The organism is Kribbella sp. NPDC051586 (genome assembly GCF_044453965.1).
Lineage (GTDB): Bacteria > Actinomycetota > Actinomycetes > Propionibacteriales > Kribbellaceae > Kribbella.
On the sequence record NZ_JBITDF010000001.1, the window covers coordinates 491,808 to 505,953 of the forward strand.

The 14,146-nt window shown below is 68.9% G+C and carries 13 protein-coding genes; 10 read left to right on the top strand and 3 right to left on the bottom strand.

What is annotated here, in order from left to right; translation table 11 throughout:
- The first annotated feature begins 79 nt into the window (after positions 1 to 79).
- Positions 80 to 3,217, top strand: coding sequence for a glycoside hydrolase family 3 N-terminal domain-containing protein (locus ACIA58_RS02475; protein WP_396401806.1), 3,138 nt, complete (start codon positions 80 to 82; stop codon positions 3,215 to 3,217).
- Here ACIA58_RS02475 and ACIA58_RS02480 read toward each other — a convergent pair.
- Both ACIA58_RS02480 and ACIA58_RS02485 read right to left on the bottom strand, forming a co-directional pair.
- Entirely contained in the window at positions 3,214 to 4,131 is a 918-nt protein-coding gene (locus ACIA58_RS02480; RefSeq protein ID WP_396401807.1) for a GlxA family transcriptional regulator, read from the bottom strand. The two genes, ACIA58_RS02475 and ACIA58_RS02480, sit on opposite strands and share 4 nt — an antisense overlap.
- A gap of 4 nt (positions 4,132 to 4,135) precedes the next feature.
- Complete coding sequence (locus tag ACIA58_RS02485; RefSeq protein ID WP_396401808.1) at positions 4,136 to 4,735, bottom strand: isochorismatase family protein; 600 nt, start codon at positions 4,733 to 4,735, stop codon at positions 4,136 to 4,138.
- Positions 4,736 to 4,925: 190 nt separating this feature from the next.
- Here ACIA58_RS02485 and ACIA58_RS02490 point away from each other — a divergent pair, with 190 nt between their 5' ends.
- From ACIA58_RS02490 to ACIA58_RS02525, 8 genes are all read left to right on the top strand, one after another.
- A complete protein-coding gene (locus ACIA58_RS02490; protein WP_396401809.1) occupies positions 4,926 to 6,158 on the top strand; it encodes an aldose epimerase family protein in 1,233 nt (410 codons plus the stop codon).
- Positions 6,159 to 6,302: 144 nt separating this feature from the next.
- The gene (locus ACIA58_RS02495) at positions 6,303 to 7,559 is read left to right on the top strand and encodes a hypothetical protein (RefSeq protein WP_396401810.1); all 1,257 of its coding nucleotides are present in this window, start codon (positions 6,303 to 6,305) and stop codon (positions 7,557 to 7,559) included.
- Positions 7,538 to 8,050 (top strand): sensor histidine kinase, encoded by a 513-nt coding sequence (locus ACIA58_RS02500; protein WP_396403298.1) that lies wholly within the window; start codon positions 7,538 to 7,540, stop codon positions 8,048 to 8,050. The genes ACIA58_RS02495 and ACIA58_RS02500 overlap by 22 nt, the downstream gene beginning before the upstream one ends.
- Entirely contained in the window at positions 8,041 to 8,685 is a 645-nt protein-coding gene (locus ACIA58_RS02505) for a response regulator (protein WP_396401811.1), read from the top strand. The genes ACIA58_RS02500 and ACIA58_RS02505 overlap by 10 nt, the downstream gene beginning before the upstream one ends.
- 184 nt (positions 8,686 to 8,869) lie before the next feature.
- Positions 8,870 to 8,995: a hypothetical protein gene (locus tag ACIA58_RS02510; protein ID WP_396401812.1), complete on the top strand. Its 126-nt coding sequence runs from the start codon at positions 8,870 to 8,872 to the stop codon at positions 8,993 to 8,995.
- Positions 8,992 to 9,660, top strand: a complete 669-nt coding sequence (locus tag ACIA58_RS02515; RefSeq protein ID WP_396401813.1) for a type II CAAX prenyl endopeptidase Rce1 family protein — start codon at positions 8,992 to 8,994, stop codon at positions 9,658 to 9,660. The genes ACIA58_RS02510 and ACIA58_RS02515 overlap by 4 nt, the downstream gene beginning before the upstream one ends.
- Complete coding sequence (locus ACIA58_RS02520) at positions 9,657 to 10,358, top strand: hypothetical protein (RefSeq protein ID WP_396401814.1); 702 nt, start codon at positions 9,657 to 9,659, stop codon at positions 10,356 to 10,358. Before ACIA58_RS02515 ends, ACIA58_RS02520 begins: the two co-directional genes overlap by 4 nt.
- Positions 10,359 to 10,393: 35 nt before the next feature.
- Complete coding sequence (locus ACIA58_RS02525) at positions 10,394 to 11,587, top strand: cytochrome P450 (RefSeq protein ID WP_396401815.1); 1,194 nt, start codon at positions 10,394 to 10,396, stop codon at positions 11,585 to 11,587.
- Between the two features lie 31 nt (positions 11,588 to 11,618).
- Here ACIA58_RS02525 and ACIA58_RS02530 read toward each other — a convergent pair whose 3' ends face one another.
- Positions 11,619 to 13,016 carry a hypothetical protein gene (locus ACIA58_RS02530; protein ID WP_396401816.1) on the bottom strand — a complete coding sequence of 466 codons (1,398 nt, stop codon included), beginning with the start codon at positions 13,014 to 13,016 and terminating at the stop codon, positions 11,619 to 11,621.
- A 181-nt stretch (positions 13,017 to 13,197) separates the two neighbouring features.
- On the opposite strand from ACIA58_RS02530, the gene ACIA58_RS02535 reads away from it, so the two are divergent.
- Entirely contained in the window at positions 13,198 to 14,109 is a 912-nt protein-coding gene (locus ACIA58_RS02535) for a phosphotransferase enzyme family protein (protein ID WP_396401817.1), read from the top strand.
- The last annotated feature ends 37 nt before the right edge of the window (positions 14,110 to 14,146 follow it).

The window sequence follows — 14,146 nt, forward strand, 5'->3', positions numbered from 1 at the left end:
GGTATTGACCGGTGCGGCGGGAGGGCTGAGAGTCGGGCCCGACGCGGGTGTGCGGCCCGCGCTGAGGTGGGGAGCGCCCATGCGAGGGTTTCGGCGGATTGCTCTGGTTGCGGCGGCGGCGCTGATCGCCGGGCTGCTCCCGTTGGACGCGGTGGCCGACGATCCGACGCCGGTCACGCTGGCGGCGTTCGAGGGCGGCGAGCCGTTCGCCTCACCGCCGAACGCGGGGATCTTCACCTGGGGCAGCGACGCGGACGACCCGCCGACGATGGAGCTGCAGACCCGGGCGGACGCGCCGGCCGGCGAGAAGGTGCTGCACGGGACGTACAACATCAGCGGGTACGGCGGTTTCAGCCACGACATCACGTACGACGTGAACCCGGCGGACTGGTCGGTGTACAAGGGGATCCGGTTCTGGTGGTACGGGCAGAACACCGCACCGCTGCCGCCCGGATCGGGGAAGCGGATCTTCTTCGAGATCAAGGACGGCGGCGCGAACGCCGAGGCCTCCGAGCTGTGGAACACCAGCTTCACCGACGACTGGCAGGGCTGGCACCAGGTCGAGATCCCGTTCAGCCAGCTGGTGTACCGCGGTGACTACCAACCGGTCGGCGGCATCGACCAGATCCTCAACCTGACCCACATGTGGGGTTACGCGTTCACCATGCCCGTCGGGACCCCCGGCGAGTTCGCGATCGACCAGATCGAGGTGTACGGCAAGGCCGACCCGGCGCTGAAGGCGAGCGTCGTCACCGACGCCGGCGTCTACCCGGTCAAGGAGGGCGCCCCCGCCCAGGTCAAGGTGTCGGTTGCGACCACCGACGGCACCCCGCTCGAAGAGCCGGTCACGGTCGACTACAAGACCGGCGCAGGCAGCGCCTCCGCCGACGACTACACGCCGGTCAGCGGCACGCTCACCTTCCCGGCGGGTACGGCGTCCAACACGACCCAGAGCGTCGCGGTCGCCACTCGCAAGGACAAGGCGGCAGAGGCCGCCGAGACCATCCCGCTCGAGCTCACGGTCACCGGCGCGAAGGCGCCCTCGACCCAACCCGCCGTGGTGATCAACGCCCACGACCTGCCGTACCTGAACCCGAAGCTCCCGATCAAGAAGCGCGTCGACGACCTTCTCGCCCGGATGACGACGGCCGAGAAGGTCGGCCAGATGACGCAGGCCGAGCGCAACGCGTTGCGGTCCCGCTCGGACATCGCGTCGTACGCGCTCGGCTCCCTGCTCTCCGGCGGCGGCTCGGTCCCCACCCCGAACACCCCGGCCGCCTGGGCCGCGATGATCGACAACTTCCAGCTCAACGCGCAGGCGACCCGGCTGCAGATCCCGCTGATCTACGGGGTCGACGCGGTCCACGGACACAACAACGTCGTCGGCGCGACGATCCTGCCGCACAACATCGCGATCGGCGCGACCCGCGACCCGGACCTGGCCCGTCGTACCGGTGAGGTGACCGCGACCGAGGTTCGGGCGACCGGCATCCCGTGGGACTTCGCGCCGTGCGTGTGCGTGGTCCGCGACGACCGCTGGGGGCGCGCGTACGAGGGGTACGGCGAGGACCCGGCGCTCGTGCAGTCGATGGAGACCGTCATCACCGGGCTGCAGGGCAAGGCGGACGGCAGCGAGCTCTCGAAGAACAACCACGTGCTGGCGACCGCGAAGCACTTCGTCGGCGACGGCGGTACGACGTACGGCAGCTCGACGACGGGCTCGTACAAGATCGACCAGGGGATCACGCAGGTCACCCGGCAGCAACTGGAGTCCGTGCACCTGCCGCCGTTCCGGACCGCGGTCGATCTGGGCATCGGCACCGTGATGCCGTCGTACTCGAGCATGTCGATCGACGGTGCGCCGCCGATGAAGATGCACGCCGACGGCGAGCTGATCAACGGCGTGCTGAAGCAGCGGATGGGCTTCGACGGGTTCGTGATCAGCGACTGGCAGGCGATCGACCAGCTGCCGGGCGACTACGCGAGCGACATCCGTACCTCGATCAACGCCGGACTCGACATGATCATGGTGCCGACGAACTACCAGGGATTCATCCAGGGGCTGACCGACGAGATCGGCGCCGGCCGGGTCCCGCTCGCGCGAGTGAACGACGCGGTACGGCGGATCCTCACCGAGAAGTTCAGGCTCGGCCTCTTCGAGCACCCGTATGCCGACACGTCGAACAGCTCGTCGGTCGGATCGGCCGCGCACCGCGCGGTCGGGCGCGAGGCGGCGGCGAAGTCCCAAGTACTGTTGAAGAACGACGGCAATCTGCTGCCGCTGAAGGCTGATGCGAAGGTTTATGTTGCCGGCAGCAACGCCAATGACCTGGGCAACCAGATGGGCGGCTGGAGCATCACCTGGCAGGGCGGTTCCGGTGCGACGACCACCGGTACGACGATCCTCGACGGGATCAAGCAGGTGGTGCCGACGGCAACGTTCAGCGCCGACGCCTCCGCCCCGCTGGAAGGCCATGACGTCGGGGTTGTCGTGGTCGGCGAACGCCCGTACGCCGAGGGAATCGGTGACGTGGGCAACGGTCACGACCTGCAGCTCTCGGCCGCGGACAAGGCCGCGGTGGACAAGGTGTGCGGGGCGATGAAGTGCGTCGTGCTGATCGTGTCCGGGCGGCCGCAGGTGATCGCGGACCAACTCGGCACGATCAACGCGGTGGTCGCGTCGTGGTTGCCGGGGACCGAGGGCGCCGGCGTTGCCGACGTACTGTTCGGGAAGGTGCCGTTCAGCGGGCGGCTGCCGGTCAGCTGGCCGCGCGCCGAGGACCAGCAGCCGCTGAACGTCGGCGACGCGTCGTACGATCCGCAGTATCCGTTCGGCTGGGGCCTGACCACACAAGCGGCCGCCCGGCAGCAGCTGACCGTGGCGCGCAACAGCCTGCTGCGTCAGCACGATCCGTACGCGTTGGCGGCCGGTGTCGCCGCGAGCGTCGCACTGGGCGTCAAGGACTGGTCGGGGCCGCAGGCAACCATCGCGCTGGCCGCGGCGGCACAGTCCGTCAAGTTCCTGGAGCGCACCAGGACAGACAGCTTCGCCGAGGACGACGCGGTCGTCGGCGTCGCCCGCTGGATCGCCCAGAACCACATCGGCCAGAACCTGGACGAACCCGCATCCAAACTCGTCTCGGACGCGGACCACGCCGTCCTCACCGGACAGCTGACCACCGCGATCACCAAGCTGACCGCGGCCTCGAAGCTCTAGACGGTGGTTCGGCTGCGGAGGCGGCGCAGCATGCGGGCGTCTTCGAAGCCGACTGTGCGGGCTGCGGTCTCGATCGTGGCGCCGTGGCCGATGAGGTGTTCGGCGCGTTCGAGGCGGAGGACCTGTTGGTAGCGCAGCGGGGTCAGGCCGGTGGCGGTGGTGAAGATGCGGGTCAGGGTGCGCTCGCTGACGCCGACCTGGCCGGCGAGGTCGGCGAGCGGGAGCCGGTCGGCGTACCGGGCGTCGATGACGTCCTGGACGCGGTGCGCGACGTCGCTGAGATGGCCGCGGTGGCGGAGCATCGCGGACTCCTGCAGTTCGTCGCCGTTGCGGCGCGCGTACACGACCATCTGCCGGGCGACCCGCGCGGCCGCCTCCGCACCATGCGCGACGGCGACGAGGTGAAGCGTCAGGTCGATGCCGCTCGCGATCCCGGCGGAGGTGATGACGCGGTCGTCCTCGACGTACAGCACGTCGCGGACGATGGTCGCCAGCGGATAGCGGGCGGCCAGCTCGTCGGTCAGATCGTGATGCGTCGTGAACCGCCGGCCGTCGAGCAGACCGCTCGCCCCGAGCGCGTCGGCGCCCGAACAAACACTGGCCACCGTCCCACCGGCCGCATGGTGGTCGCGCAGCCGCTGCCTGGTCGCCGGCCCGATCGGCGGGACCGGCGACAGCCGCGGCGACCGCCACCCCGGTACGACGATCAGGTCGTCCGGGGTGATCTCCGGCCAGTCCAGTTGTGCCCGCAGAGGCACTCCCTGCGCGGTCATCACCTCGTCGGCTTCGGCTACATAACTGACCTCGTATCCGTACCCGAGGTCGTTCGCCGTCGAGAACACCTGCGCCGGGCCGGCCAGATCCAGCAGGTGCACCTTGGGCACGAGCAGGAAGACCACACGGGTGGGACGCATTCGGTCAGGATGCCACGGGTACGCCGATGAGCTCGTCGATTGTCCGGATCGTGGCGAAGCGGCCCGCCAGCACGTACTCCGTACGCTCGGCCACCTGCTCGGCGGTCAGGGTCCGGGGATCGGCGAGGATCTCCTCGACGGTCGCCTCGTCGCTCACGGACCAGTGCGCCAGCGCCATCGTCGCGGTCGCCTCGGTCACGAACACGACCTCGTACCCGAGGTCCGATCCGACCCGGGCGGTCGTCTCGCAGCACTGCTCGGTACGGATGCCGCTGACAACGATCTTGCCGACACCGTGCTGGGTCAGCAGCTGCTGCAGATTCGTTGTGGTGAAGGCGTTGTGCGCCGTCTTGGTGATCATCGGCTCACCGGGCAACGGTTCGAGGCCGTCCATCAGCCGGACGTGCCCCTCGGCCGGGTCGAACGGGCCGCCGGCGCCGGGCTCGGTGTGCAGCACCCACACGACCAGGTCGCCCTGGTCCCGGGCGGCGTGCACCAGACGGTTCACCCGCTCGGCGATGTCCGCGTGGTTCACCAGCTGCCAGTTCGCGCGGACCTTGAAGGATTCCTGGACGTCGATCACGATCAGTGCGGTTCGGGCCATTGAACCAGGATGGCCCGCGGGCGCCGTACCGCGGAAGGCTCGATCGAGGCTCGGACCGGACCGATCTGGTCATCCCACCGACCACCGTGAAGAGATCGGACGAATTCACACCGATCCGAACTGTTCCAAACACCGGTCTGGCGCGCTTATCGTGCCAAGGTCTGCTTCTACAACGATTGAGGGGATTGCGATGCCCGATCACCTGCCCCGCCGCCAGGTCCTGCGGACCGCCGGCGCGCTGGGCCTCGGTGCCGCCGCCGCGGGCGCTCTCACCAGCACCGCGGACGCCGGCACCCAGACCAATTCCAGCGCTGGTACGACGGATAAGTTGAGCGCCATGGGCGAACACCATGGCAAGCTCGAGATCCACAAGGACCCGTTCGGCACGACCCCGGACGGCCAGGCAGTGGACGTGTACACGTTCACCAACGGCCGGGTGACGATCTCGATGCTCACCTGGGGCGCGACCATCCAGAAGGTCGTCACGCCGGACCGGCGCGGGAAGCACGAGAACATCAGCCTCGGCTTCGACAACCTGCCGGACTACGCGGCGCTCAGCCCGTACTTCGGCGCCACCATCGGCCGTTACGGCAACCGGATCGCCAAGGGCAGGTTCACACTCGACGGGACGACGTACCAGATCCCGATCAACAACGGCGAGAACGCCCTGCACGGGGGCACCATCGGCTTCGACAAGAAGGTGTGGAAGGCCAAGGTCGTCAAGTCCGACATGGCGGTCGGCGTCGCGTTCACCTACGTCAGCGCGGACGGCGAGATGGGCTTCCCCGGTGAGCTCACCAGCACCGTCACGTACACGCTGGACCGGCGCGACGACCTGCGGATCGACTACCACGCGACCGTGGCGGGCAAGGCGACCATCGTCAACCTGACCAACCACGTGTACTTCAATCTGCTCGGCGAGGGCAACGGCACGATCTACGACCATGTGCTGGAGTTGAACGCCGCGAAGTACACCCCGGTCGACGTGAACCTGATCCCGACCGGCGAGATCGCACCGGTCGCGGGGACACCGTTCGACTTCCACCGTCCGACCGCGATCGGCGCCCGCCTCCGCGGCGACCACCAGCAGCTGATCTTCGGCCGCGGCTACGACCACAACTTCGTGCTCGCCGGACAGCCGGACAGCCACGGCATGCGCCTGGCCGGCCGGTTCTGGGAGCCGGAGCACGGCCGCACCATCGAGGTCCACACCGACCAGCCCGGCGTGCAGTTCTACAGCGGCAACTTCCTCGACGGCACCTTCCTCGGCATCGGCAACAAGGCCTACCGCCAGGGCGACGCCTTCGCCTTCGAGACCCAGCACTTCCCCGACTCCCCCAACCACCCCAACTTCCCGTCGACGGTCCTCCGCCCCGGCGAGACCTACCGGACCAGCACGATCTACAGCTTCGGCACCAAGTAGTCCCGGCGCACCCGAGCCCGGGCCGGCTCCCCGGCCCGGGCTCTCCGGCAGCACCAAGGCATTGCCTGGACCGAGCTGAGGGCGCACGCTGACGATCAGGGGATCGACACAGCGATCGGCTCACTCGGAAGAGGCGTGAGAACCGTGGCCGTTGTGGGGGGCTCGACGTCGCCGGCCGAACTCGGCGCGCGTGGCCCTGGGCCGTGGGTGCTGTGCGGGACCGTGGTGGTGGGCCTCGGCACGTTGCTGGGCTCGATCGGTCTCGCCATGGCGGGTGACGAACTCGTCCGGCCGGGTCTGCAGGCTTTTCTGTTCAACTGGATCACCATCCCGTACCTGATCAGCGGGGCGCTCGCCTGGTGGCGCCGGCCGGAGAGCAGGCTCGGCCCGCTGATGATCGCGACGGCGTTCGTGATGGCGCTGACCGCTCTGCAGTGGTCGCAGGTACCCGGGCTGTTCTCACTCGGGCATCTGCTCGACATGGTGCCGTCCGCCATGTTCCTGCACGTGTTTCTCGCGTACCCGACCGGACGGCTGGAGACCCGGCCGCGCCAGGTGCTCGTCGTCGCCGGCTACGCGACCGTGATGATCCTCCAACTGGCGAAGATCCTGCTCGGCGCCTATCCCGACAGTCTGTTCGCAATTGCCTCGCACGCAGCACTCGCGGGCCGGATCGAACAGGTCCAGCTGATCGTCATGAGCGTTCTGCTGTTGACCGGCTCCGCACTGCTGCTGGTACGCCGGAGCCCTGCGCGCAGACGCCCGGCGACGCTGCTGGTCGACGCCTTCGGCCTCGCCCTGATCATGCTCGCGGTCCTCTACATCGCGGGACTCCGTGGCTGGGGACAGATCGAAACCGTCCGGCACATCACGTTCGCCGCCCTCGGTCTCGCGCCGATCGCGTTCCTGCTCGGCCTCCTGGACGCCCGACTGGCCCGCGCGGACGTCGGCGCGCTGCTGATGGAGCTGCGCGCCCACCCGACCGGTGATCTCCGCGAGCCGTTGGCACGCGCCCTGCACGATCCGTCGCTGACCCTCGCCTACTGGCTTCCGCAGTACGACACCTGGGCCGATCCGGACGGACGAGCGGTCACGCTGCGAGGTGCCGAGGAGGGGCGCGCGACCCGGATCATCTACCGCGACGACCAGCCCGTCGTCGCGCTGGAGTTCGACCGAACTCTCGCCGACGAACGGGAGCTGCTCGACGCCGTCGCCGCGGCCGCCGGGATCGCGCTGGAGAACAGCCGGCTCCAGGTCGAGCTCCGCGCCCGTCTGCAGGAGCTCCAAGGCTCGCGGGCCGGGTCGTCGACGCGGGTCAGAAGGAGCGGCAACGACTCGAACGCAACCTGCACGACGGCGCACAGCAACGCCTGGTCGCCCTGGCGCTCGAACTCCAGCTGATCGCCCGCAGCTCGACGGGAGACGCCGAAACCTCCGCCCGGCTGTTGCAGGCCAAACGTGAGGTCACCGCCTCGCTCGACGAGTTGCGCGACGTTGCGCGCGGCATCCATCCGGCGGTCCTCACCGGCCACGGTCTGGCGGTCGCGCTCGAGTCGCTCGCCGCCCAGGCCGCCGTACCCGTCGAGCTCGACGTCGCGGTCGACGAACGGCTGGCCGAACGGATCGAGGTTGCCGCGTACTACGTCGTCAGCGAGAGCCTCACCAACATCGGCAAGCACGCCCGAGCGACCGCGGCCTCCGTGCACGTCACCCGCTCGAGCGACGTCGTGGTGGTCGAGATCGTCGACGACGGTATCGGCGGCGCGGACACCGAAGGCGGAACGGGCCTTCGCGGTCTCGCCGACCGGGTCGAGGCGGTCGGCGGCCGGCTGCGGATCTGGAGTCCGGCCGGGCAGGGGACCCGGCTGGAGGCGGAGTTCCCGTGCAGGTAGCGATCGCCGAGGACAGCGTGCTGCTCCGCGAGGGACTGACCCGGATCCTCGCGAGTGCGGGTCTCGACGTGGTCGCGGCGTACGACAACGCCGACGACCTGCTGCGGTACGTCCGCAGCGTCCCGCCGCAGGTCGCGATCCTCGACATCAGGTTGCCGCCGACGCACAAGGACGAGGGGATCCGGGCCGCGCTGCGGATCCGCGAGCAGCACCCTGAGATCGGTGTGCTGGTGCTGTCGCAGTACCTCGAACTCGGCCTGGCCCTGCAGTTGCTGTCGGACTCGGCCGAAGGCGTCGGCTACCTGTTGAAGGACCGGATCAGCGACGTCGACGACTTCATCGACGCGGTACGGCGGGTCGCCGGCGGCGGCTCGGCCGTCGATCCGAAGATCGTCTCCACCCTGCTGAAGCGGCGGCGTGACGACGACCCGCTCGCCGCACTGACCCCGCGCGAGCGCGAGGCCCTGGAGCTGATGGCTACCGGCGCCTCCAACCAGGGCATCGCGGACGCCCTGACGATCACGCTGCGCGCCGCCGAGAAGTACGTCTCGGGCATCTTCACCAAGCTCGGCATCCCGACCACCCGGAACGAGTCCCGCCGGGTGCTGGCCGTGCTGCTCTACCTGCGGGCCTGACACCAGAAACCCGAACCCTCCTTCACCGGCCGACCGGTCTCCCGAACGCGCCCGGAAACGGGAGTCTCGGACGTAGACCGAGTCCCTGGAGGAGCAAGTGCACAAGTCGCGCGTGATCCAGAACGAGCCCGAGCCCCGGCCCCGCCGGGAGCCCACCCCTGATCCGCTGCAGAGGAGATCCATCATGACGTTCATCCGCAATCACCCCGTGGCGACCTTCTTCGTCCTCGCCTACGCGCTGGCCTGGGGCGCTGTCCCGTTCGGGAGCTTCTTCGCCCCGGGCGCCCTGATCGCGCCGTCGTCGTCGTGACGCTGACCGAGGGCCTGGCCGGCCTGCGTTCGGTCGGCGCCCGGCTGATCCGCTGGCGGGTCCGCTGGGTCTGGTACGTCGCCGCGATCGCCGTACCGCTGCTCGTGCACTTCGTGACGATCTCCGTGAACACGGCGTTGGGTGCGTCGGCGCCCGGCACCGGACAGTTCACGCCGTTCTACGGGCTCGCGATGGTCATCGGGATGAACATCGTCGACCCGATGGGCGGCCCGTTCAGCGAGGAGCCGAGCTTCCGGGGCTTCGCGCAGCCGAGACTCCAGTCGAAGCGCACACCACTCGCCGCGACCGCGATCATGGCTGTCGCCATCACCGGCTGGCACGTGCCGCTGTTCTTGATCTCGTCGTTCGGCCTGCAGCCGTTCGAGGCGCTGACCACGGTCGCCGTCACCTTCTGGTACGCGTGGCTGTTCAACCACGCCGCCGGCAGCGCTCTGATCACGCTGATCGCACACGCAACCGAAGGCAGCATCAACACCGAGGACCTCTGGCCGGCCGGTGGCGACGCGACGCGCGAGACCTGGCTGTACGTCGCTGTGTGGTGCGCCGTCGCCCTCGTCCTGCTGATCGTCAGCCGTCGCTTCTGGACCAGTCCCGCACCAGCCGCAGCCGTCAACACCACCATCGTGAAGGAGCCAGTCTCATGACCACCATTTCTTCTCCCCCGGTCCAACGCAGGTGGGGCGGCGGGCGCACCTTGCTCGTCATCGTGGGCGGCGTCTTCGGCATGGTCAGCCTCATCCTGTTCGCGATCGGCGGCTTCGGCCTATGGGTTCAGCAGCAACGTGCCAACGGATCCTTCACCGCGGGACCGGAGCGGGTCACCACCAGTACGTCCGCGCTGGTGGCGCCGTCCCTCGACGTCGGTGGGACCGGTCCGGACGCGTTGTACGGCGACGACTTCCTCGGTGAGGTTCGCATCGACGCCAAGTCGAAGAACGGGACCCCGGTGTTCGTCGGCATCGGGCCGGCCGCGGAGGTCGCGGCGTACCTGAACGGCGTCGGGCACGACGAGGTGGCGGACTTCGACGTCGATCCGTTCAAGCTCTCGACGACGGCGCGGGCCGGCGACAAGCCTGCTGCCGCTCCCGCCGACCAGTCCTTCTGGGTCGCCGGCGGAACCGGCTCCGTGCGCTGGAACGCCACCGGAGGCGACTGGTCCGTCGTGATCATGAACGCCGACGGGTCACCGAACGTCGACGCCGAACTGAGCATGGGCGCGACCTTGCCGGTCGTCGAGGGCATCACCATCGGCTCCCTCATCGGCGGAGTCCTGCTGCTGATCCTCGCCGCCGCCTGCATCGTGCCGGCCGTCGCCACTGGTCCCCGACGCGCGGGGGCATGAAGCAAGGGTTACCTAACTTGCTTAGGGTTGACGCCATGGTGCTGGAGATTCCGTTCGAGGACGCTTTTCGGTTCGATCCGTCGCCTACGTTCGCCGAGCTGCGGGAGAACGAGCCCGTGGCTCGGGTGCGGACGCTGGCTGGGGCCGAGGTGTGGCTGGTAACGCGGTACGACGACGTGAAGCTGGTGCTCGCCGATCCGCGGTTCTCGCGGGCGGCAGTCGTGAAGCAAGGAGCCCCGCGGGTCGCGCTGGCCAAGCCGATGCCGAACAGCCTGACGACGACCGACCCGCCGGAGCACACCCGGCTGCGACGGTTGGTGGTGCCAACGTTCGCGCACCGGAAGATCGAGCGGACCCGGCCGTGGGTGGCGGAGCTGTCGGCGCAGCTGGCCGAGGACCTCGCCCGCGCCGGAGACGGTGCCGACATCCGGCAGCTCGTCGCGTTGCCGTTGCCGATCCAGGTGATCTGCCAGTTGCTCGGCGTACCGTATGCCGACCGTGCGCAGTTCCGGGAGTGGACCGAGCTCGGGTACAGCATGAAGATGGCCGAGAAGGACCTGGTCGAGGACGCGATGACCAACCTGACGGCCTACATCGAGGACCTGGTCACCAAGAAGCTGGCGAACACCGACCAGCCGGCCGAGGACCTGCTCGACGAGCTCGTCCGGGCGCGCGAGGAGGGTGACCGGCTCAGCCAGGAAGAGCTGATCGCCTTCGGCGTGAACCTGCTGGTCGCCGGTCACGAGACATCGGCGAACCAGATCTCGAGCTGCGTCGCGACCCTGCTGCGCTGGCCGGAGAACTGGGCCCGCCTGGTCGAGGAGCCTGAGCTGATTCCGTCCGCGATCGAGGAGCTGCTGCGGTTCAACCGATTCAGCGAGGTCGGTCAGCTGCGGGTCGCGGTCGAGGACCTCGAGCTGCACGGCGTTCAGATCAAGGCCGGTGAAGGCGTGATGGCCGCGCTCAACTCGGCCAACCGCGACCCGCGGGCGTTCGACGCCCCCGACGAGCTGCGGGTGGACCGGCCGGAGAACAAGCACATGTCCTTCGGCTTCGGGCCGCACTTCTGCCTCGGCGCACAGCTGGCGCGGATCGAGCTGCAGGAGTCGCTGCTGGCCCTGGTACGCCGGTTCCCGCGGATGAGTCTCGCGAAGCCGGCCGAAGAACTCGAGTGGCGACGCGTGCTGGTGAGCGGTCTCGCCGAACTGCCGGTGAACCTCAACCTCTGAGGTCCACCGGCAGTCCCACGATCAGCGCTGCTCAGTTCTGCGAGGCGAACACGACTCCGTGCTCGGCCTCGTACTGCTCGATGAAGCGCGCGGCCATCGGCTCGCTCGACGTGATCGCGTCGGCCAGCGTCTTGGCCGTGCGCTCGTGACCGGCCGGCCAGTCGGACAGCAGGGCGTACGCGCGCATCCGCTTCTTCTCGAGCGCGGTCGGTTCCGGCTGCTCCTCCACGACCACCGGCTCCGGGTCGGGCAGCACGGGCTCGACCTTCGGGGTGGTGATCAGCGCCGGCGGCTGGGGGTCCGCCGGTCCGGCGAACGGCGACGGCGGCTTGGGCTTCTCCACCATCGGCTCGGCCTTCGGCTGCGGCGCGAACGGCTTGAGCTTGCCCGCCGCGGCACTCCCGTTGCCGTTGGTTGCCGAGCTGCCGTTGACGACATGCTGCGGCTCGCCGGCATCCTCGACCACGACGGCCTCGGCGACCGACTCGTCGCCCTCGGGCGGCTGGTCGACGATCGCCATCAGCTCGCCGGTCCAGGCGTCCTCGTCGCGCAGCGACACACCTGAGTTGTCCACCCGCCGTGGCTGCCCGCCCTCGAGCACCCAGACGGCGGCCGGCACGGCCGGAGCTTCTTCAGGCTCCGGCGGCGGCGAGATTGCCTTGGTCAACTTGTTGGTGATGACCTCGTAGTTGATCCGCTCCTCGAGCATCCCGGCCAGCCGGTCCGGGTCGTACGTCGTCTCGGCGATCTTCGCCAGCCGCTCGTCCTGGTGCTCGGACCGGATGTACTCCGCGACAGTGCCGGCGATCGCCTCGCGACGACTCCGGTTGCGGATCTGGTGCTGGGCCGCACGAAGGCTCTCGTACAGCCCGTAGCCGTGCTCGATCGCCAGCGAGCGAGCCAGCCAGGTGACCCGCGGTTCGCGGGCCCACTGCACGACGCCGTACACGGGACCGGTCTCGCGCATCTGGCCGGCGCGGCGCAGTGCGTCACGACGACGGGCCGAGCTGTGGATCAGCCAGAGCACGTAGGCGAACGCGGACAGGCCGCCGAAGCCGAAGGCGAGGAACCGCTCCTCCGGCCGCCAGTGGCCGACCACGTTGAACACGACCGCGACGAGCGCCGCGAAGAACGACATCGCGCGATAGGCATAGGCCTGCTCACCCTTACGCCGGCGCAGGTCGGCAAGGGCCGCGGTGGCGACGCCACCGAGCTCGAGCACCGCGACCGCGGGCGTGACGAGGATGATCTTGAGCAACGGCGAGAAGCCGTCGCTCGGCCAGGGGATGTGGGTCACGCCGGCCCAGACCTGGCCGACCAGCGCCGCGGCAGCCGCGGTCGCGTAAAAGGCGTAGGCGACTTTGTCCGCACCGGTAAGGGGTACGTTGACCAGTTCGCCAGTACTGGTGCTGCTGGTGTTCTCCTGCAAGACGTGCACTCCTGACCGGTTTGGGCTCTCCGGCAGTTCGTCGGGTGGGTGGTACGGCGGCCCCCATATAGCGCGCTGCACGAGGCTACCGGTTTCCGGCCCCGGAAGGGGAGGCGAATCCGGAAACGTCTCGAACCTCCCCACAACCTCTGTCATCCAAACGACTCATATCCTCGCATCCATGGTCCCGACGTTGCGCTCCCTCCCCGACCCCGACGCGCTGGCCGAACACCTGGCCGCGCGCTACGGGCTCGGCTTCACCGGCGCCGTCCTGCTCCGCTCGCTGGTGAACGACGTGTACGAGGTCGCCACCGACGACGCGCGGTACGTCCTCAAGCTCTACCGGTACGACGGTCGCCACCCGGACGAAATCCGTTGGGAGACAGGGCTTTCGGCCCATCTGCAGGCCGCCGGCGTACTGGTCCCGTCGGTGGTCCCGCTGCTCGACGACGACACCGTCGGGCTGCTCGAGACGCCGGAGGGATCCCGCGCGTTCACCCTCTCGACGTACGTCGAGGGGCGTAAGCCGGAGCGGCCGTTCACCGACGAGTTGTACTCCGCCTTCGGTGCCCGGCTCGCCGCATTCCACAATGCCGCCGGCAACTACACCTCGCCGTACTCGCGCCGGCCGGCCGATGTCGCACATCGGCTCGATGAACCGGTCGAGCAGATTCTCGCTGTGGACAACTCGGAGGAAAACCTGCTCCGGTCTCTTGCGGATGCAGTACGGAACAACCTCGCGCAGTACTCAAAGGCAGGAACCTGCCACGGCGACGTCACCTTGGACAATGTCTTGTTGACCAAGCAGGGACTTCTGCTGCTCGATTTCGACCTCGCGGCGGTCGGTCCGTTGGCGGCGGATTTCGCGGGTGTCGCGACGACGCCGCACTGGGAGGCGTTCAAGGCGGGGTACGGCGCCGTCACGGCCGAGGACGAGGCGGTCATCCCGTACCTCCAGGTTGTCGGGAGCATCTTCAACCTGCGCTTCCACATCGTCGACAAGCCGCGGTTCCGGGGTACCGAGTCGCGGACCGAAGGATGGGCCGCCGCGGAGCTCGAGGGGCTGCGCGCGGCGGCCGAAAGGCTGCTCTGAGTTCACAGCAAGATGCCAGCAAACGTGGAGCCGGTCC

What these genes read in the sequence shown, in the direction of transcription:
- ACIA58_RS02475 (WP_396401806.1), top strand. Translation starts at nt 80, where the DNA reads ATGCGAGGGTTTCGGCGGATTGCTCTGGTTGCGGCGGCGGCGCTGATC.
- ACIA58_RS02480 (WP_396401807.1), bottom strand. Translation starts at nt 4,131, where the DNA reads ATGCGTCCCACCCGTGTGGTCTTCCTGCTCGTGCCCAAGGTGCACCTG.
- ACIA58_RS02485 (WP_396401808.1), bottom strand. Translation starts at nt 4,735, where the DNA reads ATGGCCCGAACCGCACTGATCGTGATCGACGTCCAGGAATCCTTCAAG.
- ACIA58_RS02490 (WP_396401809.1), top strand. Translation starts at nt 4,926, where the DNA reads ATGCCCGATCACCTGCCCCGCCGCCAGGTCCTGCGGACCGCCGGCGCG.
- ACIA58_RS02510 (WP_396401812.1), top strand. Translation starts at nt 8,870, where the DNA reads ATGACGTTCATCCGCAATCACCCCGTGGCGACCTTCTTCGTCCTCGCC.
- ACIA58_RS02520 (WP_396401814.1), top strand. Translation starts at nt 9,657, where the DNA reads ATGACCACCATTTCTTCTCCCCCGGTCCAACGCAGGTGGGGCGGCGGG.
- ACIA58_RS02525 (WP_396401815.1), top strand. Translation starts at nt 10,394, where the DNA reads ATGGTGCTGGAGATTCCGTTCGAGGACGCTTTTCGGTTCGATCCGTCG.
- ACIA58_RS02535 (WP_396401817.1), top strand. Translation starts at nt 13,198, where the DNA reads ATGGTCCCGACGTTGCGCTCCCTCCCCGACCCCGACGCGCTGGCCGAA.